Source organism: Luteimonas sp. 100069 (assembly GCF_003813845.1).
GTDB classification, from domain to species: domain Bacteria; phylum Pseudomonadota; class Gammaproteobacteria; order Xanthomonadales; family Xanthomonadaceae; genus Luteimonas; species Luteimonas chenhongjianii.
This window is the reverse complement of the sequence record NZ_RPFN01000001.1, coordinates 262,460-286,141: the sequence shown is the minus strand read 5'-3', so window position 1 is coordinate 286,141 and position 23,682 is coordinate 262,460. Positions and strand designations below refer to the sequence as shown.

The window sequence follows — 23,682 nt, the reverse complement described above, 5'->3', positions numbered from 1 at the left end:
CGCTCTCGCGTCAGCGGGCATCCATCCACACCAGCGTGGCCAGGCGCCCGGTGCGCTGGTCGCGACGGTGGGAATAGAACGCCTCCGGCTCGGCAATCGTGTCCCGGTCGCCGCCGTGGATCGCATCACCGCGCAGGCCGGCCGCCTCCAGCCGCCGCCGCGCCAGCGCATAGAGATCGACGCGCCAATGGCCTGCGCGCGTGGCGGCGAACGCGGTCTGCGCGCCCGGATCCGCGCCGGTGAACGCATCGCGCACCTCGGGCCCGACTTCGTAGGAGGCCGGTCCGGCGGCGGGGCCAAGCCAGGCGAGCAGTCGCGATGGTGGCGTCCGCATTGCGGCCACCGTGGCCTCGAGCACGCCGCCGGCCAGGCCCCGCCAACCGGCGTGCGCCGCGCCGACTTCGCTGCCGTCGGTCGCGGCGAACACCACCGGCAGGCAGTCGGCGGTGAGGATCGCGAGCACCACTGCCGGGGCCGGGGTGACTGCGGCGTCGGCCTCCACCAGTGCCTGCTGCGCTTGGGCGGCGGGCGCGACGAAGCGCACCACATCGACGCCGTGCACCTGCTGCAGCCAGTGCGGCGGCGACGGCAGGCCGGCGAGTCCGACCAGGGCCGCACGATTGCGCGCGACCGCCGCCGGATCGTCGCCCGAGGGCGTGTTGCAGTTGCCGAGGTTGAAGGTGTCGAACGGCGCACCCGACACGCCGGCGCCGCGCCGCAGGGTGGTCAGCGCGTGCACGCCGCGCGGCGCAGGCCACTGCGCGTGCAGCAGCGCGCTCACCTGCGTCCCATCTCCGCGTGCTGGATCGAATCGGCGCGCAGCACCTTGAGCAGGGCCTGCATGTCGTCGGGTAGCGGCGCCGAGCAACGCACGGCCTCGCCGGTGACCGGATGCTTGAACTCGAGCGTTTCCGCATGCAGCGCCTGGCGACGGAAGCCGCGCAGCATCGCGATCATCTCGTCGGACGCGCCCTTGGGCAGCTTCAGGGCGCCGCCGTAGAGCGGGTCGCCGAGGATCGGATGGCGCAGGTGCGCCATGTGCACGCGGATCTGATGGGTGCGACCGGTCTCGAGACGACACTCGAGCGCGGTGTGCGCGCGGAACCGCTCGCGCAGGCGGTAATGGGTGACGGCCTCGCGCCCGTCCTCGCGCACGCCCATGCGCAGGCGGTCGCGCGGGTGGCGGTCGATCGGCGCATCCGCCGTGCCGCCCGAGACCAGCGCGCCGACGACGACCGCGAGGTACTGCCGGTGCACGTCACGCGCGGACAGCTGTTCGACCAGGGCGTTGTGCGCCTCCAGGGTGCGCGCGACCACCATGACCCCGGAGGTGTCCTTGTCGAGCCGGTGCACGATGCCGGCGCGCGGCAGGGTCGCCAGCGACGCGTCCCGGAACAGCAGGGCATTGACCAGGGTGCCGTCGTGGTTGCCGGCGCCGGGATGGACCACCAGCCCGGCCGGCTTGTCGACGACGATCACCTGATCGTCCTCGAACAGCACCGACAGCGGGATGTCCTGCGGCTCGGCGGCGGTCTGGGTTTCGAGCACGACGTTCAGGCTGACGGTCTCTCCGCCCACCACGGCGTCGCGCGGCCGCGGCACGGCGCCATCGAGCAGCACCTCCCCGGACTTGATCCAGCTGGTCAGCTTGGACCGCGAGAACTGCGGGAACAGTTCGGCCAGCACGGCGTCGAAACGGCGCCCCGCTGCGGCATCCGGCACGGTGGCGGTGCGCTGATCGGGAAGGTCGTTGGGGTCATGCTGCATCGGGACGGCTCGGGTTCAGGCGGGGAAAGCCGGGCAGACGACCCGGACTGTTATTATCCGCGGTTCGTGCCCATACGCCCAATCGACCCCATGACCCGACGCCCCGCCTTGCCGTTCCGCGCCCTGGCCCGCACTTCGCTGCTCCTGCTGCTGGTGGTGCTGCTGGCCGCCGGGTGCTCTCGCGACACCCGCGACGACGAGAACGAAGGCGTGCCAGTCGCCGAGCTCTACCAGAAGGGCCACGACTCGATGCGCCGTGGCAACTGGAACAACGGCGCGACCACGTTCCGTCGCCTCGTCGCCCAGTACCCCTACGGTCCGTATACCGAGCAGGCGCTGATCGAGACGGCATACGCCAACTACAAGATGGGCAACAACGAGGAAGCGATCTCTGGCATCGACCGCTTCATCCGTACCTATCCCACGCACCCGAACATCCCCTACATGTATTACCTGCGCGGTCTGGTCAATTCCAACCGCGACACGGTGTTCCTGCAGCGCGTGTGGAGCCTCGACCCGAGCCGCCGCGACCTGGCCTCGCCGAACCAGGCCTACGCCGACTTCAATACCGTCGCCGACCGCTATCCCAACAGCCGGTACGCCGCCGACGCCCGCCAGCGCATGGTCGCGCTGCGCAACACCTTCGCGCGTCACGAGATCGAGACCGCCCTGTACTACCTGCGCCGCGAGGCCTACGTGGCCGCCGCGCAGCGCGCGACCTACCTGCTGGAGACGTATCCGCAGAGCGAGTACCAGAACGACGCGGTCGCCCTGCTCGCGGTGGCTTATGAGCGGCTCGGCAACGAGGCCCTGGCGGCCGATGCCCGCCGGGTGCTGCAGCAGAACGAGCCCAACCACCCGGCGCTGACCGGACAGTGGCCGAACGAGCCATGGCGCATCCGTCGTCTCAACCCGTTCGCCACCGAGCGCACGGCGATCGACGCCAGCCGCGACTGAGCCGGCGCGCATGACCCGACGCGCATGACCCACGACGCCGCCCACAGGGCGGCGTCCTGCGTTTCAGGCTGCGTCCGGCGCGGGGGCGCCTATCCCCGTTTCGACGACAGCGCCTAGACTTCCCGACATGCCGGACCTGATCGCGCGACTCCTCTACGCCCTGGCCACGCTGGTGGGCGGCTTGCCCCTGCCGGCGATGCGCGGCCTGGCGAGCCTCGCGGGGCGCTGCATGCGTCTGGCGGGCAGCCGCGAAAGCCGGGTCGCCCTGCGCAATCTCGAACTCGCCTATCCCGAGCTTTCGCCCGAGGAGCGCGACGCCCTGCACCGTGCGGTGCTGCGCACGACCGCGCTGCAGGCGCTGGAGACGCTGCGTCTGTGGACGCGGCCGCACCGCGAGAACCTGCGGCGCCTGCGCGAGCAGCATGGCGTGGGCCTGTTCGACGCTGCGCTGGCCGGGGGCCGCGGCCTGATCGTCTGCGCGCCGCATTACGGCAACTGGGAGCTGCTCAACCAGTGGCTGGCCGCGCGCACGCCGATCTCGATCCTCTACCGGGCGCCCGAATCGCAGGTCGGCGAAGCCTTCCTGCGCCTGGTCCGCGCCGGCGTGCCCGATCGCGTGCGCCAGGTCCGCGCCGAAGGGCCCGCCGTCCGCCAGCTCTGGAAGACACTCAAGGAAGGCGGCGTCGTCGGCATCCTGCCCGACCAGCAGCCCAAGGCCGGCGATGGCGAGTTCGCCCCGTTCTTCGGCATGCCCGCGCTGACGATGACCCTGGTCTCGCGCCTGGCCGAGCGCACCGGCGCGACCGTGCTCTTCGCCTATTGCGAACGCATCGGCGACGGCCCGGACTTCGCGCTGCGCATCGAGCCCGCGCACCCGGCGATCGCCGATACCGACCTCGTGCGCGCGACGACGGCGCTCAATGCCGGCGTCGAGCACATCGCGCGTCGTGACCCGGCGCAGTACCAATGGACCTACAAGCGCTACAAGGCCCGACCGCCGGGCACCGGCGAAGACAATCCCTACGCCGACCTGGAACGTCGAAGATGAGCGCGCCGATGACCGCCAGCCACGACCACGCCGCGGCACCGCCGCCCCTGCCGGCCGAGGCGACAGTGCCCGCACCGCAGGTCGAAACCGATATCTGGCAGCCATTGCCCACGCGCGCCCGCACGCTCGCGACGATCACCACGCTGATCGGGACGGTGGTACCGCTGGGCATCGCGCTCGGCGTCGGCCTGGTCGCTTCCGCGCGCCAGCCGTCGTCGTTCGCGATCGCCGGCGTGCTGTTGCTCGGGGTGCCGGCATGGACGGTGTGGATCGCGCGGCGGCGCTGGCTGCGCACGCGCTGGCGTCTGGACGACGACGGCTTCGGCGTGCGCCGCGGCCACATGTGGCGCAGCGACACGCGCGTGCCGGGCAACCGCGTACAGCATCTCGACGTGCGCCGCGGCCCGCTGGAGCGCGCGTTCGGGCTGGCGACACTGATCGTGCATACCGCCGGCACCCGCAACAGCGCGGTGGCGCTCTCCGGCCTCGACCACATGCAGGCAGAGCGGCTGCGCGACACCCTCGCCGCGCGCGCAGCGCGCGACGACGACCATGACGACGCCTGAGCCCGCCGCAAGCGAGGCCCTGCTGCCCGAAGACCGGGAACGCAGGCTGCACCCCGCCAGCTGGCTGTTCGTGCTGCTGCAGAACCTGCGGCAGTTCATCGTGCCGCTCCTCGTCCTGCTGTTCGCCGGCGGCCGCCGGGACGACGGCTATCCGTGGTGGCTGCCGATGGTCGGCGTCGGCGCGCTGGTCGTGGTCTCGATCTGGCAGTACCTCACGTTCCGCTACCGCATCGAGGACGACCGGCTGATCGTGCGGAGCGGCCTGCTGGAACGCAGCGTGCGGCAGATCCCGTACTCGCGCATCCACAACGTGGCCATCCACCAGAGCCTGCTGCACCGGCTGATGGGCGTGGCCGAGGTGCGGCTGGAGTCGGCCGGGGGCACCAGGCCTGAGGCGCAGATGCGCGTGCTGCGCCTGCCCGAGGCGCTGGCGCTGGAGCAGCTGATCCGCGATCGCGGGCAGGCGGTCCACGTGGGCGCGGATGCCGGGCCTGCGTCGACGCCCGCCCCGGCCGGCATCACCCTGCTCGCGCTGTCGACCTGGGAAGTGGTCAAGCTGGGGCTGATTTCCAATCGCGGCATGATCGTGGTCGCCGGCGCCTTCGCCCTCGCGTTCCAGGCGCTGCCCGACCGCATGGCGGGCCGCCTCCTGGTCGACTACGGCCGCGAAGCCTTCGGCTATGCCAGCGGTTTCGCTGCGACGTGGATGGCCAAGGGCCTCGTGCTGCTGGCCGTGGTCGGTGCCGCGCTGCTGCTGATCCGTGCGTTCTCGGTGCTGCTCGCGCTGCTGCGCTACTACGGGTTCCGGCTGCAGCGGCAGGGGCGCCGGCTGACCGTCGAGCGCGGCCTTCTCGCGCGCTCGCGCAGCAGCGTGCCGCGCCGGAGAATCCAGGCCTGGACCATGACCGAGGGCGTGCTACACCGCCTGTTCGCCCGGCGCACGCTGGATATCGACACGGCGAGTGCCCGCGGCGCCGATGGCCAGGGCGATGCCGGCGCGCAGCGCGGACTCGACGCCCTGGCGCCGATCGCGCCACCGGCGACATGCGACGCGATCGTGCGCGACGTCGCCCTGCTGCCGGACTGGCCGCCGCAGGCATGGCGCCCGCTGCATCCGCGCGCATGGCAGCGCCTGGTCATCGGCGATGTGCTGATGACCGCCATTGGGTGCGCCGTGCTGGTCTGGTTCTTCCAGGCCTGGGGCACGCTCGCGCTGCTGTGGCTGCCGTGGTCGATCTTCGTCGCACGCCGGCATGCCGCCCGCGCCGGCTACGCCGTCGATGCATCGCTGGTCGCGGTGCGCGAAGGCTGGTGGACCCGGCACTGGCGCTTCGCCGAGGTCGGCAAGCTGCAGGCGGTCGAGCTGCGCCAGTCGCCATTGGACAGGCGCTATGGCATGGCATCGGTCTGGTGCGACACCGCCGGCGCCAGCCCGCTGGCAACGCCGCTGCGCCTGCGTCTGCTACCGCTTGCCGAGGCCGAATCCATCCACGCCACGCTCGCCCACCGGATCGCCCGGCGGCCGCTGCGCTGGTGACCGCAGCTCCCGCGCGTTCGGCGTTGGATCGGGCGGATGGCGCCCCGTCGCAAGCCCGGCCCCGGATCGCGGCCCGACCTGCGTTGCGGCTCAGTCCGGGCGCGCCGTCCCGGCGTCCCGGGCAAGCTCGAGAAACAAGGCCTCGTAGCGCGCGTTCATCCGCTCCCGGCCGTATTCCTCGACCGCGCGCAGGCGGGCCTGCCGCGCGATCGACGCCGCCAGCCCGTCGTCGCGCAGCAGGCGTTCGAGCGCATCGGCCAGCGCCTGCGCGTCCCCCGGCGCCACCAGCAGGCCGTCGACGCCGTCACGGATCACCTCGCGCACCCCGGGGACCGCGCTGCCGACCACGGCGCAGCCGGCTGCCATCCCCTCGATCAGGGCAAGCGGCATTCCCTCGTAATGGGTACTCAGCACCGCGATGCGGTGGCCCAGCAGCAACTCGGGCACATCGCGACGCAGGCCGAGGAACTGCACCTGCCCGTCGACACCGAGCTCGCCCGCCAGTTTTTCCAGCGACGCGCGGTAGCGGGCCTTGCCCGTGCCCGCCAGCAATACCGGCGGCAGCAGGCCGCGTGCGCGCAGCAGGGCGATCGCACGCAGGAGGGTGGGATGGTCCTTCTGCTTCGACAGCCGCGACACCATGACGATGCCGGGCGCGCGCGCGGGCAGCGGATTCGACTCGGCGTCGGCGAAGGGCTCGAGCCGGATGCCGTTGGAGATTGCGATGGTGCGGTCGGCCGGCATCCCCATCTGCAGCAGGACCTGGCGCACCCCTTCGGAGCAGCCGACGATGCGCGCGGTGCGCCGCGCCAGCCAGCGGGTCTGCGCGATGCGCCACCGGGTGTAACGCTCGCGGGTGTTGTGCTCGACATGGACGAGATTGGGCACCTTGGCCAGCAGGCCCGCGTAGCGGCCCCACAGGTGTTCGCTGAACCCATGGGCGACCAGAACATCGGGCCGGAACTCCCGGCACAGTCGCACCAGCTCCCGGATGGTCGCCAGGTGCGACCAGCCGGCAACCACGCGGACCGGCACCCCGGCCTGCTCGAGTTCGGCGATACGCGCAGGGTCGGTGCGGCGTTTACGCCGCAGCACCAGCAGCGGCTCGATGGGCCCCTCGGCGCGCGCCGCGTTGACCAGGGCGATCGCCACCTGGGTGGCGCCACCGGAAAAACCGCCGGTAACGAAATGGAGCACGCGCGTGCGCCGGGCGCCGCTCACTGCAGCCACCCGCGTCGATCGAGGCTGCGCCGCGCGCGCCAGGCCCGCAGCCACCAGCCACGCTCGCGGCAGGCGGCGAACACCGCATCCGCCCCCTGCGGAAACACCGCCCGGAACGCGTCCCTGCATTCCTGCGCCTGTACGAGATCGTCGTCAGGCACCTTGCGGGCCAGCGCGGCGAACGTCCGCAGCGCGAAATAATCGGCAGCCAAGCGGGCCTTGCCATCCTGTCCACCGGGCAGCGCCGCCAGATCGCCGTGCAGCTGACGGAGCGAGACCAGCAGGTCGCCGGTCTTGGTGGCATCCATCCGCGCCATGATGCTGTCGCCCCGCTGCCGGTAGCCGACCCAGGGCTCGGCGACATGCACCCAGCTGGTGGTCCTTCCGATGAGTTGACCGGTGATGGCCATGTCCTCGAAGAAGCGCCCTTCCGGAAAGCGCACGCCTTGCCAGATCTCCCGGCGCGCGATTTTCGACCACACGTGCAGCTGCCGACCTTCGAGCAGGCCGGCCACCAGCGCCTCGCGGCTGGACCCCGCCGACCCCCGTCCGGAACTGGCGAAACTCGGCCGGTGCAGTTCGCCGCGCAGCCGATGCCGCAGGCCGAAATCCTCGCGGAGCAGGCGGAAATCGCAAAGCACGAGATCCGGCTGCGAGGTATCGATCACCGCCTTGAGCCCGGCCAGGGCGCCGGGCAACAACACGTCATCGGAATCGAGGAACCACAGGTACCGCCCGCTGGCATTGGCCAGCAGCGTGTTGCGTGCCGCAGCGAGACCGCGGTTGCTCGGGTGTTCGATCATCCTGACCCGCCCCGGGTGGGCTGCAACCAGGCTCCGGGCGATCTCGGTCGAACCGTCGGGCGACGCATCGTCGAGCAGGACCAGCTCGATGCCCTCGGCCCCGCCGGGATCCTGGCCGAGTACCGATTCGGCGCTTTCGCGCAGGTAATTCTCGACCTTGTAGACCGGCATCAGGACGCTCAGCCAGGGTGTATCGGACATGGATTCAGTTCCGTTGCGTGCTGCAGGGAGACCGCGGGATGGCGCGAAGCGAACCTGGCCCTGGCTGCCGGCAGCGGACCGCCGCACAGGATGCCAGCATCGTCGCCGTCAGGGACTCAGGCCCTGCGCAGGCGTGCGTAGAAGAACCCGTCCATGCCCGCTTCGCCGGGCAGACGCTGGTGGCCGGCACCGGTATCCCGGCCGAAACGCGTGTCGAGCGGCTCCAGCGCGAAGTCCGGATGGTCGGCGAGGAACCGTTCGACCTGGGCGGCGTTCTCCCGTCGCAGGATCGAGCAGGTCGCGTACAGCAGGATGCCGCCGGGTGCGACGACGTTCGCGAGTGCATCGAGCAGCTGCGCCTGCAGGGCGACCAGTGCGTCGAGATCGCGCGGCCGGCGATGCAGCAGCACGTCGGGCTGCCGGCGCACGATGCCGGTCGCCGAACACGGGGCGTCCAGCAGCACCGCATCGAAGGGGATGCCATCCCACCAGCGCGCGGGGTCGAGCGCGTCGGCGGTGCGCACCTGCGCCTGCGCGCCGAGGCCCAGGCGCGCGAACGTCTCTTCGATGCGGGCCACGCGCGGCGCGGCGATGTCGATCGCCAGCAGACGCAGGGCGGGATCGTGTTCGAGCAGATGCGCGCTCTTGCCGCCCGGCGCCGCGCAGGCATCGAGCACGCGCGCGCCGGCGGCCGGCGCCAGCGCTTCGCGCACCCGCTGCGCGGCAGCGTCCTGGATCGACACGTCGCCGTCGTTGAAACCGGGCAAGGCATCGACCGGCACCGGCGTGGCGAGACGCAGGGCATCGGGCATGTCGGCGGGGGCGTCGGCCTGCAGGCCCGCGCCAATGAGTCGGGTGTAATACGCATCGCGGGTGCCGTGGCGGCGGTTCACCCGCAGCCATTGCGGCGCTTCGGCGGCGCTGGCCGAAAGGATCGCATCCATGTCGCGTGGCCAGTCGGTGCGTACCTGCGCCAGCAGCCACGCCGGCCATGCCGCGTCGACGCTGGCAGCCGGCAGGCCGTCTTTCTGGGCCCGTCGCAACAGCGCGTTGACGAGGCCGGCCTGGTGGGCGCGGCCGATCAGGCGCGCCGCATCGACGGTCGAATTGAGCGCGGCATGCGCCGGCAGCGCCATCGGATCGAGCTGGGCGAAGCCGGCATAGAGCAGCGCGCGCAACGGTGCGTCACGGCTCCCGAGCGGGCGTGGCATCCAGCTCGACAGCGCCGCGGCATACCGGCCCTGGTGGCGTACCGCGGCGAACGCCATCGCCTCCACCAGCGCGCGGTCGCGGACATCGTCGATGTCCGCCAGTGCCGTCGACAGCTCACCCTTCAGCGAGCGGCCCTGATGCAGTACCGCGTCGATGACCCGGGCTGCAGCCGCCCGTGCGTGCGCGCCGTGATCCATCTCAGGCGCCCACCGCGCGCAGATCGCTGCGCGCATTGAGGTAATCGGCGACGTCGATCGCGCGGCCACCGGCGCGCTGCACCCGCTGCAGGCGCAGGGCACCCTCGCCGCAGGCGATATCGATGCCCTGGCGGCCGGCGAACAGCACCGAGCCCGGCGTCTGGGCGTGGGCGAGCGGCAGCGCACTTGCGGCATGGATGCGCAGGCGCTCGCCGGCCACTTCGGCCTCGGCCACCGGCCAGGGATCGAAGGCGCGCACGGTATTGGACAGCTCGATCGCCGGTCGCGACCAGTCCAGTCGCGCCTCGGCCTTGTCGAGTTTGTGGGCGTAGGTGATCCCTTGCGCCGGCTGCGGGTTGAGTGGCAGCTGCATACCGACGCGCAGCAGGCCGAGGCCGTCGGCAAGGACCTGGGCGCCGAGAACCGCGAGCCGGTCGTGCAGGCTGCCGCCGGTATCGGTCGGCGCGATCGGCGTGGTCTGACGCAGCAGCACCGGGCCGGTGTCCAGGCCTTTCTCCATCTGCATCAGGCATACGCCGGTTTCGGTGTCGCCGGCCTGGATCGCCCGCTGGATCGGCGCCGCGCCACGCCAGCGCGGCAGTAACGAGGCATGCACGTTCCAGCAGCCGTACTTCGGGATATCGAGCACCGCCTGCGGCAGCAGCAGGCCGTAGGCGACGACGATGATCAGGTCGGGCTCCAGCGCGCTCAGCGATTCGAGCACCTCGCGGCCCTTCAGCCGCTCGGGCTGATCCACCGCCAGTCCGCGCTCGAGCGCCGTCCGCTTGACCGGGGAGGCGGTCAGCGCCCGCCCCCGCCCGGCGGGCCGGTCGGGCTGGGTGTAGACCGCGACGACCTCGTTGCGCGCGTCGGCAGCCAGCAGCGACGGCACGGCGAAGTCGGGGGTGCCGGCGAAGACGAGTCTCATGAGCGGTTTCCTGACAGGCAGCGGCAAAAAGCGGAGCGCCCACGCGCGTGTCCCGCAACGGCGACTCCGGGATCGGCGGGCGGCGTGCGCGGCGTGGCGATCAGTCGCGACCCTTGCGCAGCTTCTCGAGCTTCTTCAGCGCGCGGTCGCGCTTGAGCGGCGACAGATAGTCGATGAACAGCTTGCCGTCGAGATGGTCGATCTCGTGCTGCACGCACGTCGCCAGCAGGCCGTCGACGCTCATCTCGAACGGTTTGCCATGCCGGTCGAGCGCAGTGACGGTGATGCCGTCGGCTCGGGTCACGTCGGCGAACACGCCCGGAATCGACAGGCAACCCTCGGTATGGACGCGCAGATCGTCGGAGCGATCGCGCACTTCCGGATTGACGAACACCAGCGGCTGCTCACGGCCCTCGGTCACATCGATGACCATGAAGCGCGCATGGGTGTCGACCTGGGTCGCCGCCAGGCCGATGCCGGGCGCCTCGTACATGGTCTGGAACATGTCGTCGATCAAACGCTGGAAGGCCGGATCGGCGAAGGAGTCGGCGGCGACCGGTTCGGCCAGTTTGCGCAGCCGGGCGCTGGGGTATTCGAGGATCTCAAGCAGGGGCATGGTGGCAAACAGCGAAAGCGGTCACAGCCGCGGGAGCGAGGTTGGAATTGTAGCGCGGCCACAGTTGCGTCCGCGCCGGACTTTCAGGCTATATTGCGCCGCTGCAAGGGGAAAAACTTAAGGGGAGCAGGTAGATGGCGGGCACGCTTCAGCGTCTTTCCAGGTCGCTACGCACGGGTTGTGCCGTCGCGTTGTTGACCGTCACCACGTTCGCCGCTGCCCAGCAGATGCGCGGAGACCATCCGGAAACCTATGTCGTGGTCCGCGGGGACACGCTATGGGACATCGCCGGTCGCTTCCTCGATCGGCCCTGGCTGTGGCCCGAGATCTGGCAGGCGAATCCGCAGATCGCCAATCCGCACCTGATCTATCCGGGTGACGTGATCAGCCTGGCTTACCTCAATCGGGTGACGATGGCGCCGGGGCCGCGGCCGCTGGAAGCCTCGCCGATCAATGCGATCCCGCTGTCGGACGTCGAGCCGTTCCTGAAGAACCGCCGGGTCGTGTTCGAGTTCGAAAACCTGCCCTACGTGCTCGGTCTGGAGGACGGACGCCTGCGCGGCAGCGTCGGCCGCAATGTCTACGTCAAGGGACTGGACGCTGCCCGTCCGGGCGAGCGCTATGCGGTGCTGCGCCCGGCCACGGAGTTCTACGGTGCTCGCGGCTCGCGCGATCTCGACTTCCGCGGCAAGCGCATCCCCGGCGAGAGCAACCTGTGGTCGCAGACCCAGCCGAAGTCCCGCCAGCAGGACGCGTTCCTCGGCTACGAAATGGTGCAGATGGGCGTGGGCACGGTGCTCCACGGCCCGACCGCGCAGAGCGACACCACGACGCTGGTGCTGGACAACGACGGCTTCGAGGCACGCGTGGGCGACCGTCTGGTCCCGGCGAATCCGCAGCCCTACGACCTGCAGTTCTTCCCGCACGCGCCGAGCGCCGAGGCACTCGCGGCCAATGCGCGCATCATCGGCGTGGCCGACATGCTGGTCACCGGTGGGCCGCGCGACGTCATCGCGATCTCGGCCGGCTACCAGAACGGTGTCGACAACGGCACGGTGTTCTCGATCTGGCACGACGGTTCATACGTCATCGACCGGGTGAAGCACCCCAACACCTCGCAGATCACCAGCTCGCCCAACCCCGGGGTCAACCGCGATCGCCTGCCCGACGAGTACGCCGCGCACGCGATGGTGTTCCTGACCTTCAACTTCGTCAGCTACGCGCTGGTGATGGAAGGCGAGAAGCCGGTGCAGGTCGGCTACACGGTCAAGCACCCCGACGCCGAACAGTAGGCGGCGCCCGCCACGCGGGCTTTCCCGACCGGATCGGACGACGGCACCTTCGGGTGCCGTCGTCGTATGCGGCCTAGGCTTGGGCCATGGACGACGATCGCGACCTGCAGGCGGTGCTGCGCCTGATCCATGCCGGCGGCGCCGCCGCGCCACGCCGCGCCCTGCTGTCGATGCCTGGCGGGCCGGCGTCCGCGCTCGACGCTGGCCCGGCCGTGTGGCGGGCCGCCGGGCTCGATGCGCGCCAATGCGCCCTGCTTGCCGGTGACGCGCCCGACATCGATCGCTGGCACGACTGGCTGACCGCCACATCCGCCCGGCAGCTGATCGCCTGGCACGATCCCGACTACCCGGCGCTGCTGCGCAGGATGTCGGCGCCGCCACTGGCGCTGTTCGTCGAAGGCGACGTGGCACGGCTGTGGCGGGCGGGCATTGCCGTGGTCGGCAGCCGCGCGCCCACGGTCGGTGGTCGCGACAACGCGGCTGCGTTCGCGCGACGGTTCGCAGTCGCGGGCTTCGCCGTGGTCAGCGGGCTGGCCAGCGGCATCGACGCGGCGGCGCACGCGGCCGCGCTCGACGCCGACGGGGACACAGTGGCGGTCCTGGGCAGCGGGATCGACCAGCCCTATCCGCGCTCCAACACACGGCTGCATGCGCGCATCGTGGGCACCGGGACGGTGGTCAGCGAATACCCGCCGGGCACGCCGGCACGGCGCGAGCAGTTCCCAAGCCGCAACCGCATCGTCGCCGGACTCGCGCTGGGCACGCTCGTAGTGGAGGCCGCACACCGCTCCGGGGCATTGATTACCGCCAGGCTCGCCGCCGACGCGGGTCGCGAGGTCTTCGCGATCCCCGGCTCCATCCACAATCCGATGGCGCGCGGCTGCCACCGCCTGTTGCGTGATGGCGCCACCCTGGTGGAAACGCCCGAGGAAGTGATCGATGCGCTTGCGGCAATCGCCGCCGGCCTGGCCGACGCCTTGCAGGGGCGGCTCGGCGCCCCCATTCAGAGGGGCAAGACGATACCCGCCGTGCCCGCTGAACAGCAGGCCTCCCCGTCATCCGATGGCGATCCGGACTACCACCGGTTGTGGAATGCCCTCGGGCACGACCCAACCGGTATGGATGAACTGATCTCGCGCAGCGGATTGACGGTGGCCCGGGCGTCGGCCATGCTGCTGTCCATGGAGCTGGATGGACGTGTGGCTGCGGCGCACGGTCGGTATTCCCGAAAGTCCTGACACGATGTGCCGCGAGGCGCAGGCCGAGGGGAAATGAAAGAAAGCATCCTGGATGTCCTGCTGTACCTGTTCGAACACTACTTCACCGAGGATGCGGACCTCGTCCGTGATCGCGACTCGCTGCAGAGCGGCCTGCTCCAGGCCGGATTCAGCCCCGCCGAAGTCAGCAAGGCTTTCGACTGGCTGGACGCATTGGCGGACCAGCGGCCGAGTGTGCCGGTGGTCCGCGCCGATGGCCCCACACGCGTCTACAGCGGTCCGGAGCTCGACCGGCTGGACGTCGACTGCCGGGGGTTCCTGATGTTCCTCGAGCAGCATCGCGTACTCGATTCCGACCAGCGCGAGCTGGTACTCGACCGCGTGATGGCGCTCGACCAGGACGAGCTGGACCTCGACGACCTGAAGTGGGTCGTGCTGATGGTGCTGTTCAACCAGCCCGGCAGTGAGGCGGCCTATGCGTGGATGGAAACGCAGATGTTCGACGATGAGCCCGAGCCGGTGCACTGAGCCGCCATCTTCAGGCCGGAATCGACGAAAGGCGCCTGCGGGCGCCTTTCTCGCGTCTGGCGCTTGGGGCGGCGACAGCGCGCCTGTAGGATGAACAGCGGGGAGTGGCCGGGCGTCCGGCCGCGCAGGGAAGCCACGCCAATGTCCGATCCGGTTCCACGCGCCGCCGGCAGGCCGGCGCCTCGGCTGCATGCCTATCGGCGCTCCGGTCGGACAGCGACCCGGCTGGCGTCCCGGAGCATGACCCGCTGGTATTACCTCGACGGTGGCAATACACGCCGCGGCCCGATCACTGCGGCTGCGCGGCGGCAACTGCGCCACCAGGGCGGGCTGAACGACAGCATCCCGCTATGGAGGGACGGACTGCCGGCACGGACGCCGCTGCGCGGGCTGGCGCAGAAACTGAACTGGCGGCGCGCATGCGTCCGGGGCCGCCGACGCACCTTCAGATCCTGCCCGGCGCCAGGGACTGCCGGAGCCGCCTTGCATCCCGCCGGCGGCGGACCGGCCACCGGAGGCGCGAGCGTCGTGCCCGCGGCCGGCGCCCGGCGCCGTAACCCTCCGCTCCACTCCATCACCGACCCAGAGACCTTACGCCGATGACCGACTGGTACTACACCGATGCCCGGAACACCCGCCACGGCCCGGTGACGCTGCCCGCGCTGCTGCAGCTGCGTCGCGACGGCATCGTCCACGACGCCACCTTGCTGTGGCGCGAGGGCCTGGCCGATTGGCAGCCGCTGCGCGAGCTGGCGCCGGAACTCGCTGCCGACGGCGCTGCACCGGGCGTCATGCCCAGTGCCAATTCCTGGGCGTTGGAGCCGGTGCCCCCGCCGACGGAGGAAGCGCCGCACCCGGTGCAGGACCCCGGCTGGCGCGCCGTCGCCGCTGCCGGCGGCGTGCAGTCCGCCGATGCTGCGGGACGCGCAGCGGGCGCGGGGGCCGGCTCGCCCTACGCGCCGCCCGCATCGAACGTCGCGCGTCGCAGCACCGCCGTGCTCGGCCGCGATGTCGTGCTGGCCGGTTTCTGGAAGCGGGTGGCCGCCTACCTGATCGACAGCGTCATCGTCGGCCTGGCCGGCATGGCGCTGGCCGCGTTCGCACTCAGTTTTGCCGGGGTGGCGGGCCTCGGGCGCGGCGAGTGGATGAACGCGCTCGTGACGAACCTGATCTCGATCGCGCTTTCCGCCTCCTACTACGCCTGGTTCCATGCGTCGCACTCGATGGCCACGCCCGGCAAGATGGCCGTGGGTATCAAGGTGGTGCGGCTCGATGGCGAACGGATCTCGCTCGCGCGCGCCATCGGCCGCTACTTCGCCACGATCCTCAGCGGGATGATCTTCGGCATCGGCTTCCTGATGGCAGGCTTCACCGAGCGCAAGCAGGCACTGCACGACATGGTCTGCGACACCCTGGTGGTCGACCGCTGGGCCTTCACCGCCCATCCCGAGCTGCAGCGCCGCGAGCTCGGCACGGTGGCGGTCGTGGTGTTGGCGATTGGCGGCGTGCTGCTGGGACTGGCCCTGCTGGGGATCCTCGCAGCCGTCGGATTGGCCGTACTTTCCTGACCGGCAGCAGTGCCGGCGCTTGACAGCTGCCGGCCTGCGTGATTCCACTATAAAAGCAATCGACCGCCCGGGCCTGCCCCGGGCGTCGTCATCTTCACCTTTTTGATGGGCCGCCCTGGTGCGCCCTGGATGCCGCCGACATGGCCAAGAACCTCCTCATCGTCGAATCGCCCGCCAAGGCGAAGACGATCAACAAGTACCTCGGCAAGGACTTCCAGGTCCTGGCCTCGTACGGCCATGTGCGCGACCTGATCCCGAAGGAGGGCGCGGTCGATCCGGCGCACAACTTCGCGATGCGCTACGACCTGATCGAGAAGAACGAAAAGCACGTCGAGGCGATCGCCAAGGCCGCCAAGGCCGCGACCGACATCTTCCTGGCGACCGACCCGGACCGCGAGGGCGAGGCGATCAGCTGGCACATCGCGGAAATCCTCAAAGAACGCGGCCTGCTCGAGAACCGCACCCTGCAGCGGGTGGTGTTCACCGAGATCACGCCGCGGGCGATCAAGGAAGCGATGACCAGGCCGCGCCAGATCGCCGGCGACCTGGTCGACGCCCAGCAGGCACGACGCGCGCTCGACTACCTGGTCGGCTTCAACCTCTCGCCGGTGCTGTGGCGCAAGGTCCAGCGCGGCCTGTCGGCCGGCCGCGTGCAGTCGCCCGCGCTGCGCATGATCGTCGAGCGCGAGGAAGAGATCGAAGCCTTCGTCGCCCGCGAGTACTGGAGCATCGAGGCCGAATGCGCGCATCCCTCGCAGGGTTTCACCGCGCGGCTTACCCGCCTCGACGGGCAGAAGTTCGAGCAGTTCACGGTCACCGACGGCGATACCGCCGAGGCGGCGCGCGCGCGCATCCAGGCCGCCGCGCAGGGTGCGCTGCACGTCACCGATGTCGCCAGCAAGGAGCGCAAGCGTCGCCCGGCGGCGCCGTTCACCACCTCGACGCTGCAGCAGGAAGCCTCGCGCAAGCTCGGCTTCACCACCCGCCGCACGATGCAGGTGGCGCAGAAGCTCTACGAGGGCATCACGCTTGGCGATGAGGGCGCGGTCGGCCTGATCACCTACATGCGTACCGACTCGGTGAGCCTGTCGCAGGAAGCGCTGGGCGAGATCCGCGACGTCATCGCGCGCGATTTCGGCACTTCCTCGCTGCCGGACCAGCCCAACGTCTACCAGACCAAGTCCAAGAACGCGCAGGAAGCCCACGAAGCCGTGCGCCCGACCTCCGCGCTGCGCACGCCCGCCCAGGTCGCGCGCTTCCTCACCGATGACGAGCGCCGCCTCTACGAGCTGATCTGGAAGCGCGCCGTGGCCTCGCAGATGATCCCGGCCACGCTCAACACCGTCACCGTCGATCTCGCCGCTGGCAGCGAGCACAGCTTCCGCGCCTCGGGCACCACGGTGATGGTGCCGGGCTTCCTCGCCGTCTACGAGGAAGGCAAGGACAACAAGGGCAAGGAAGACGAGGACGAGGGCCGCAAGCTGCCGCAGATGAAGACCGGCGACCGCATTCCGCTCGATCGCATCCATGCCGACCAGCACTTCACCCAGCCGCCGCCGCGCTTCACCGAAGCCTCGCTGGTCAAGACGCTCGAGGAGTACGGCATCGGCCGTCCGTCGACGTACGCGTCGATCATCCAGGTGCTGCAGTTCCGCAAGTACGTCGAGATGGAGGGCCGGAGCTTCCGCGCCAGCGACGTCGGCCGCGCGGTGTCGAACTTCCTGTCCAGCCATTTCACCCAGTACGTGGACTACGACTTCACCGCCAGGCTCGAGGACGACCTCGATGCCGTCTCGCGCGGCGAGGCGGACTGGATCCCGCTGATGGAGAAGTTCTGGGGCCCGTTCAAGGAACTGGTGGACGTCAAGAGCGAGTCGGTCGACCGCACCGAGGCCACCGGCGCGCGCGAACTCGGCACCGACCCCAAGACCGGCAAGCCGGTCAGCGTGCGACTGGGCCGCTTCGGGCCCTACGCGGCCATCGGCAGCACCGCCGAGGACGCCGAGGACAAGCCCAAGTTCGCTTCGCTCCGGCCCGGCCAGAGCATGCACACCATCAGCCTCGAGGACGCGCTGGAGCTGTTCCAGCTGCCGCGCATCCTCGGCGAGGACAAGGGCGAGCAGGTCAGCGTGGGCATCGGCCGCTTCGGCGCGTTCGCAAAGCGCGGCAGCGTCTACGCCTCGCTGAAGAAGGAGGACGACCCGTACAAGATCGACCTCGCGCGCGCGGTTTTCCTGATCGAGGAGAAGGAAGAGATCGCGCGCAACCGGATCATCAAGGAATTCGAAGGCAGCGAGATCCAGGTGCTCAACGGCCGCTTCGGTCCCTACATCAGCGACGGCAAGCTCAACGGCAAGATTCCGAAGGATCGCGAGCCGGCGTCGCTGACGTTCGAGGAAGTGACCAGGCTGCTCGAGGAAACCGGCAAGCCGGTACGCAAGGGCTTCGGCAAGAAGGCCCCGGCGAAGAAGGTCGCAGCGAAGAAGGAACCTGCCGCCAAGAAGGCGGCCACCAAGAAGGCGCCTGCGAAGAAGGCGGCCAAGAAAGCGGCGAAGAAGGTCACCAAGAAGGTCGCCAAGAAAGCTGTCACGCCCGCGGCGGAACCGGCGAAGTCCCTGTTGACCCCGTCGAAAGTCGAGACCGGCAAGAAGCGCGTGATCAAGGCCGGAGCCGCTGCGCCCGCCCCCGACGACGCGCCGTTCTGAGCGCGCGTCACCGATCCGCATGAGCGCGATCCCGCTCGAAGTGCCCGCCGCCGCCGCCCTGCTCGCGCGCGGCGGCGTCATCGCCTATCCCACCGAAGGTGTCTGGGGACTGGGCTGCGATCCCTTCGATCGTGCGGCGGTGCTGCGCCTGCTCGATATCAAGCAGCGCGCGGTCGACAAGGGCGTGATCCTGATCGCCGGCGCGGTCACGCAGCTCGACCCCATCGTGGACTGGAGCGCGTTGCCGCAGGCGCGCCAGGCCGCCGTCATGGCCAGCTGGCCGGGCCCCAACACCTGGGTGATGCCCGCGCGCGCGGACGTGCCTGGCTGGATCACCGGCGCGCACGCGAGCGTCGCGGTCCGCGTCAGCGCCCACGCGCCGGTCATCGCGTTGTGCGCCGCCTTCGGCGGTGCGCTGGTGTCGACCAGCGCCAATCTCTCAGGACATCCGGCGGCCACCACGCGCGATGCACTCGATCCGCATCTGATCGCCCGGATCGACGGCGTGCTCGTCGGCGAAACCGGCGGCCGGAGTTCGGCCTCGACCATCCGGGACGCGCATTCCGGCGACGTCCTGCGCGCCTGATTCGCGACGCGGACAACGCAGGCGCCGAACTCGCGAGGCGGTTGCATTCGCAACTGAAACGCCGCCACAACCGCGGTTGTCGCACTGCACAATCTATGCTCTATTCCTAGTCCGGCGTGCACGCGTCGATGCGACGCAAGGACCGTGGCGCTTCGATTCCGCGCCGGCCATCTGCCTCTCCACGGACTGCGATGACGACGATGCCGGAACTCCCGGGTCGGGGCCTCTACGACCCCGCCGACGAACGCGATGCCTGCGGATTCGGACTGATCTCGACCATCGGCGGCGACGCTTCGCGCGCGATCGTCGATGGCGCGCTGCAGGCGCTTTCGCGCATGGCGCATCGCGGTGGCATCGCGCCGGACGGGCTTTCGGGTGACGGCTGCGGCGTGCTGCTCTACGGCGCGGATGCGTGCATCGCCGAGCTCGCCAGCGAAGCCGGCCTGCTGTTCGAAGGCGAACATCGTGCGGCCGGCATGGTGTTCCTGCCGCACGACGGCGACGCAGCCTCGCGGTGCCGCGGCGTGTTCGGCGACCTCCTCGTTGCGGCCGGGGTACGCGTCGCCGGCTGGCGCGAGGTGCCGGTCGACATCGACGCCTGCGGCGCACTGGCGCGGGCATCGATGCCGCGTATCGAACAGGTGTTCGTGGACTGCAGCGGCATCGACGTGCGCGCCTTCGAGCGTGCGCTGTATCTGGCGCGTCGCCGCGCCGAAGTCGCATTGAGCGGGGTCGAGGACTTCTACGTGGTCGGGCTGACGCCCGGCCTGCTCGGCTACAAGGGCATGGTCCTGCCGGCCCATCTGCCCCGGCTGTTCCCGGACCTCGCGCGCGCCGACCTCACGGCGAAGACCGTGGTCTTCCACCAGCGCTTCTCGACCAACACCCTGCCGCGCTGGCGGCTGGCGCATCCCTTCCGGCGTCTGGCGCACAACGGCGAGATCAACAGCATCGAGGGCAACCGGCGCTGGGCGCAGGCGCGCCGCGGCGTGTGGGCATCACCGCTGCTCGACATCTCCGAGTTCGACGAGACCGTGACCATGCATGGCTCGGATTCGCAGACCCTCGACAACATGCTCGAGTGGATGCTGCTCGGCGGCATGGACCTGCTGCAGGCGATGCGCATTCTGATGCCGCCGGCCACGCAATCGCTGGAATACAAGGACGCCGACCTCGCCGCCTTCTACGAGTACTACGCGATCAACTCCGAGCCGTGGGACGGCCCGGCCGGCGTGGTGATGTGCGACGGCCGCCATGCCGCGTGCACGCTCGACCGCAACGGGCTGCGCCCGGCGCGCTGGACGCTGTCGAGCGACGGCATCTTCGTCATCGCATCGGAGGCCGGCGTCTGGGACGTCGCACCCGAGCGCGTGCAGGCCAAGGGCAAGCTCGGTCCCGGCGAGATGATCGCGATCGACCTGGCCGCCGGCACCCTGCTCGACAACGACGCGATCGACGCGGTCAACCGTGCCCGCGCGCCGTACAAGCAATGGCTCAAGGGCGGCATGCGCTACCTGCACACCGAACTGATCGACCCCGCGCTTGCTGCCGAGCCTTTCGCGCCCGACACCCTGCTGGCGTTCCAGAAGCTGTTCCAGCTCACGCGCGAGGAACAGGAGTCGGTGCTGCGGCCGCTGGCCGAGACCGAGCAGGAAGGCATCGGTTCGATGGGTGACGACGTGCCGATGGCCGCGATCAGCCAGCGCGTGCGCCCGCTCTACGACGTCTTCCGCCAGGCCTTCGCCCAGGTCACCAATCCCCCGATCGATCCGCTGCGCGAAGGCGCGGTCATGACCCTGTCCACGCAGATCGGCCGCGAGGGCAACATCTTCCTCGATCGGGCCGAAAACGTGCACCACGTGCTGCTGAACTCGCCGGTGCTGTCGCAGCGCAAGCTGCGCGAACTGCTGGCGCTGCCGCGCTTCGCCGACGCGAACCGGCTGCTGCATCTCTACTTCGATGCCGACACCGAGACGCTCGAATCGGCCCTGCACCGGCTGTGTGCCGAGGCCGAGGCGGCAACACGCGCGGGCGTGGAAATCCTGCTGCTCAGCGACCGCTACCCCAGGCGCGGCTCGGTGCCGGTGCATGCACTGCTGGCGACCGGTGCGATCCACCTCCACCTGGTGCGCGCGGGCCTGCGCTGCGACGTGAACCTGCTGATCGAGACCGGCACCGCACGCGATCCGCACCACTTCGCCTGCCTGATCGGTTTCGGCGCGACGGCGGTCTATCCTTATCTCGCGTTCCAGACCCTGCACGCGCTCGGCCGTCGCGGCGTGCTGGCGACGAAGGTCGGCAACGAGGCGTTGCAGCTCGGCCGCAGCTACCGCCGCGGCATCCGCAAGGGCCTGCTGAAGATCATGTCGAAGATGGGCATCGGCAGCATTGCCAGCTACCGCGGCGCGCAGCTGTTCGAGATCGTCGGCCTGGCGCCCGAGGTCGTGGCGCTGTGCTTCGAGGGCACGCCCTCGCGCATCGGCGGCGCCGGCTTCGCGCGCCTGGAAGCCGATGCACGCCACCTCGCCCAGCAGGGCTGGGACGACACCGCCCTGCCCGAGCCGGGCGGGCTGCTGCACTACGTGCACGGCGGCGAGTACCACCAGTTCAATCCGGACGTGGTGACCTCGCTGCAGCGCGCGGTGCTGACCGGTGATCGCGCCGACTGGAAGCGTTACTCGGAGTTCGTCGACACGCGCGCCCCGGCCGCGCTGCGCGACCTGCTGCGCCCGAAGGCCGCGGCTGCACCGGTCCCGCTGGACGAGGTGGAACCGGTGTCGGCGATCGTGCGCCGCTTCGACTCGGCGGCGATGAGCCTGGGCGCCCTGTCGCCCGAGGCGCACGAGGCGCTGGCGATCGCGATGAACCGGCTGGGCGGCCGCAGCAATTCCGGCGAAGGCGGCGAGGACCCCGAGCGCTACGGATCCGAGCGTCGCAGCAAGATCAAGCAGATCGCCTCGGGCCGTTTCGGCGTCACGCCGGAATACCTGATCAATGCCGAAGTACTGCAGATCAAGATTGCCCAGGGTGCCAAACCCGGCGAGGGCGGCCAGCTGCCGGGCAGCAAGGTCAATCCGCTGATCGCGCGCCTGCGCTATGCCAAGCCCGGCATCGGCCTGATCTCGCCGCCGCCGCATCACGACATCTATTCGATCGAGGATCTTGCGCAGCTGATCTTCGATCTGCGCCAGGTCAATCCCGATGCGCTGATCTCGGTGAAGCTGGTCAGCCATGCGGGGGTCGGCACGATCGCCGCCGGCGTGGTCAAGGCGGGCGCGGATCTGATCACGATCTCCGGGCACGACGGCGGCACCGGCGCGAGCCCGCTGGGCTCGATCCGCTACGCCGGCGCGCCCTGGGAACTGGGCCTGTCGGAAGCGCGCCAGGCGCTGCAGTTCAACGACATGCGCGGGCAGGTGCTGCTGCAGACCGACGGCGGCCTGAAGACCGGTCTCGACGTCATCAAGGCCGCGCTGCTCGGCGCCGACACCTTCGGCTTCGGCACCACGCCGATGATCGCGCTGGGCTGCAAGTACCTGCGCATCTGCCATCTCAACAATTGCGCCACCGGCGTGGCCACCCAGGACGAGCGCCTGCGTGCGCATCACTACAAGGGCTTGCCCGAGCGCGTGGAAACGTTCTTCCGCAACGTCGCCGAAGACGTGCGCGAGCATCTGGCCGCGCTTGGCGCGCGCTCGCTGGGCGAGATCACCGGCCGCACCGATCTGCTGGAACAACACCTGCGCCACACGCGCGAGGCGGTCGACATCGACCTGTCGATGCTGCTGCGCAGCGATCCGGACAAGCCGCTTTCGTACTGCGGCACGCCGGCGTTGCAGGCACCACCCGACGGCCTGGCCGCGGCGCTCGATGCGAATGTGTCGAAGATGATCGAACGCGGCGACGGTGGCGCATTCGATTCGAGCATCCGCAACACCGACCGCAGCATCGGCACGCGCCTGTCCGGGCTGATCGCGCGGCATCACGGCAACACCGGCATGAGCGGCTCGCCGGTCACGCTGATGCTGCGCGGCACCGCTGGCCAGAGCCTCGGCGCATTCAATGCCGGCGGCCTGCACATCGATCTGGAAGGCGAGGCCAACGACTACGTGGGCAAGGGCATGGCCGGCGGGCGCATCGTGCTGCGCCCGCCCACGGGCAGCGTGTTCGAATCGCGCGATACCCCGATCCTCGGCAACACCTGCCTCTATGGCGCCACCGGCGGCGAGCTGTATGCCGCCGGCCGCGCGGGCGAACGCTTCGGCGTGCGCAACTCCGGCGCGGTCGCGGTCATCGAAGGCGCCGGCGACCACTGCTGCGAGTACATGACCGGCGGCGCCGTCGCGGTGCTCGGCCGCATCGGCCTGAACTTCGGCGCCGGCTTCACCGGCGGCATCGCCTACGTGCTCGATCTCGATCGTGATTTCGTCGACCGTTACAACCACGAACTCATCGACATCCTGCGCGTTACGCCCGAAGCGTTCGACAACTACCGTTCGCACCTGCGCGATCTGATCGAAACCCATGCACGTCTGACCGGCAGCGCGTGGAGCGGCCGCATCCTCGAGGAGTTCCGCGATTTCGTCGGCAAGTTCTGGCTGGTCAAGCCCAAGGCCGCGAGTCTGGAAGCGCTGGCCGAAGACCTGCGGCGGGCGGCGTGATGTCCGCGCGATTCGCCCTCGCCCTGTCCGCTGGCGCCGGCTGTCGTGGCGTGCACACCGTGCCGGCGATGT

At 70.1% G+C, this 23,682-nt stretch carries 17 protein-coding genes and 1 pseudogene; 11 read left to right on the top strand and 7 right to left on the bottom strand.

Features of this window, described 5'->3' with window-relative positions:
- Nucleotides 1–10 precede the first annotated feature (10 nt).
- Together pgeF and rluD are read right to left on the bottom strand one after the other, a co-directional pair.
- Nucleotides 11–781: a peptidoglycan editing factor PgeF gene (pgeF, locus tag EGK76_RS01240; protein ID WP_123831301.1), complete on the bottom strand. Its 771-nt coding sequence runs from the start codon at nucleotides 779–781 to the stop codon at nucleotides 11–13.
- Nucleotides 778–1,767 carry a 23S rRNA pseudouridine(1911/1915/1917) synthase RluD gene (gene rluD, locus EGK76_RS01235; RefSeq protein ID WP_096299849.1) on the bottom strand — a complete coding sequence of 330 codons (990 nt, stop codon included), beginning with the start codon at nucleotides 1,765–1,767 and terminating at the stop codon, nucleotides 778–780. Before rluD ends, pgeF begins: the two co-directional genes overlap by 4 nt.
- 90 nt (nucleotides 1,768–1,857) lie before the next feature.
- Here rluD and EGK76_RS01230 point away from each other — a divergent pair, with 90 nt between their 5' ends.
- The 4 genes from EGK76_RS01230 to EGK76_RS01215 all read left to right on the top strand — a co-directional run bounded on the left by EGK76_RS01230 (nucleotide 1,858) and on the right by EGK76_RS01215 (nucleotide 5,875).
- Nucleotides 1,858–2,724, top strand: a complete 867-nt coding sequence (locus EGK76_RS01230; RefSeq protein WP_096299850.1) for an outer membrane protein assembly factor BamD — start codon at nucleotides 1,858–1,860, stop codon at nucleotides 2,722–2,724.
- A gap of 127 nt (nucleotides 2,725–2,851) precedes the next feature.
- Nucleotides 2,852–3,772, top strand: coding sequence for a lauroyl acyltransferase (locus EGK76_RS01225; protein ID WP_123831299.1), 921 nt, complete (start codon nucleotides 2,852–2,854; stop codon nucleotides 3,770–3,772).
- Entirely contained in the window at nucleotides 3,769–4,338 is a 570-nt protein-coding gene (locus EGK76_RS01220; RefSeq protein WP_123831297.1) for a PH domain-containing protein, read from the top strand. The genes EGK76_RS01225 and EGK76_RS01220 overlap by 4 nt, the downstream gene beginning before the upstream one ends.
- The gene (locus EGK76_RS01215; protein ID WP_096299856.1) at nucleotides 4,325–5,875 is read left to right on the top strand and encodes a PH domain-containing protein; all 1,551 of its coding nucleotides are present in this window, start codon (nucleotides 4,325–4,327) and stop codon (nucleotides 5,873–5,875) included. The genes EGK76_RS01220 and EGK76_RS01215 overlap by 14 nt, the downstream gene beginning before the upstream one ends.
- 90 nt (nucleotides 5,876–5,965) lie before the next feature.
- Here EGK76_RS01215 and EGK76_RS01210 read toward each other — a convergent pair whose 3' ends face one another.
- The 5 genes from EGK76_RS01210 to def form a co-directional block, all read right to left on the bottom strand.
- Nucleotides 5,966–7,072, bottom strand: coding sequence for a glycosyltransferase (locus tag EGK76_RS01210; protein ID WP_199730828.1), 1,107 nt, complete (start codon nucleotides 7,070–7,072; stop codon nucleotides 5,966–5,968).
- A 20-nt stretch (nucleotides 7,073–7,092) separates the two neighbouring features.
- Nucleotides 7,093–8,100, bottom strand: coding sequence for a glycosyltransferase family 2 protein (locus EGK76_RS01205; RefSeq protein WP_096299860.1), 1,008 nt, complete (start codon nucleotides 8,098–8,100; stop codon nucleotides 7,093–7,095).
- Between the two features lie 116 nt (nucleotides 8,101–8,216).
- Entirely contained in the window at nucleotides 8,217–9,509 is a 1,293-nt protein-coding gene (rsmB, locus tag EGK76_RS01200; protein ID WP_123831293.1) for a 16S rRNA (cytosine(967)-C(5))-methyltransferase RsmB, read from the bottom strand.
- Nucleotide 9,510: 1 nt separating this feature from the next.
- Nucleotides 9,511–10,437: a methionyl-tRNA formyltransferase gene (gene fmt, locus EGK76_RS01195; protein WP_123831291.1), complete on the bottom strand. Its 927-nt coding sequence runs from the start codon at nucleotides 10,435–10,437 to the stop codon at nucleotides 9,511–9,513.
- 100 nt (nucleotides 10,438–10,537) lie between these two features.
- The gene (gene def / locus EGK76_RS01190) at nucleotides 10,538–11,053 is read right to left on the bottom strand and encodes a peptide deformylase (protein WP_096299866.1); all 516 of its coding nucleotides are present in this window, start codon (nucleotides 11,051–11,053) and stop codon (nucleotides 10,538–10,540) included.
- A gap of 134 nt (nucleotides 11,054–11,187) precedes the next feature.
- Between def and EGK76_RS01185 the strand changes: the two genes are divergently transcribed.
- The 7 genes and pseudogenes from EGK76_RS01185 to gltB all read left to right on the top strand — a co-directional run bounded on the left by EGK76_RS01185 (nucleotide 11,188) and on the right by gltB (nucleotide 23,610).
- Nucleotides 11,188–12,345: a LysM peptidoglycan-binding domain-containing protein gene (locus EGK76_RS01185; protein ID WP_096299867.1), complete on the top strand. Its 1,158-nt coding sequence runs from the start codon at nucleotides 11,188–11,190 to the stop codon at nucleotides 12,343–12,345.
- An 86-nt stretch (nucleotides 12,346–12,431) separates the two neighbouring features.
- Nucleotides 12,432–13,583, top strand: a complete 1,152-nt coding sequence (dprA, locus tag EGK76_RS01180) for a DNA-processing protein DprA (RefSeq protein WP_123831289.1) — start codon at nucleotides 12,432–12,434, stop codon at nucleotides 13,581–13,583.
- Nucleotides 13,584–13,616: 33 nt separating this feature from the next.
- Nucleotides 13,617–14,090: a DUF494 family protein gene (locus EGK76_RS01175; RefSeq protein ID WP_096299870.1), complete on the top strand. Its 474-nt coding sequence runs from the start codon at nucleotides 13,617–13,619 to the stop codon at nucleotides 14,088–14,090.
- 599 nt (nucleotides 14,091–14,689) lie between these two features.
- Nucleotides 14,690–15,658 (top strand): RDD family protein, encoded by a 969-nt coding sequence (locus EGK76_RS01170; RefSeq protein ID WP_123831287.1) that lies wholly within the window; start codon nucleotides 14,690–14,692, stop codon nucleotides 15,656–15,658.
- 140 nt (nucleotides 15,659–15,798) lie between these two features.
- Nucleotides 15,799–18,258 (top strand): annotated as a pseudogene (locus EGK76_RS01165) (DNA topoisomerase I); the annotation flags it as partial.
- A 124-nt stretch (nucleotides 18,259–18,382) separates the two neighbouring features.
- Nucleotides 18,383–18,949 (top strand): Sua5/YciO/YrdC/YwlC family protein, encoded by a 567-nt coding sequence (locus EGK76_RS01160; protein WP_123831283.1) that lies wholly within the window; start codon nucleotides 18,383–18,385, stop codon nucleotides 18,947–18,949.
- 191 nt (nucleotides 18,950–19,140) lie between these two features.
- On the top strand, nucleotides 19,141–23,610 hold the full coding sequence (gene gltB / locus EGK76_RS01155) for a glutamate synthase large subunit (RefSeq protein ID WP_123831281.1): 4,470 nt from the start codon (nucleotides 19,141–19,143) through the stop codon (nucleotides 23,608–23,610).
- The last annotated feature ends 72 nt before the right edge of the window (nucleotides 23,611–23,682 follow it).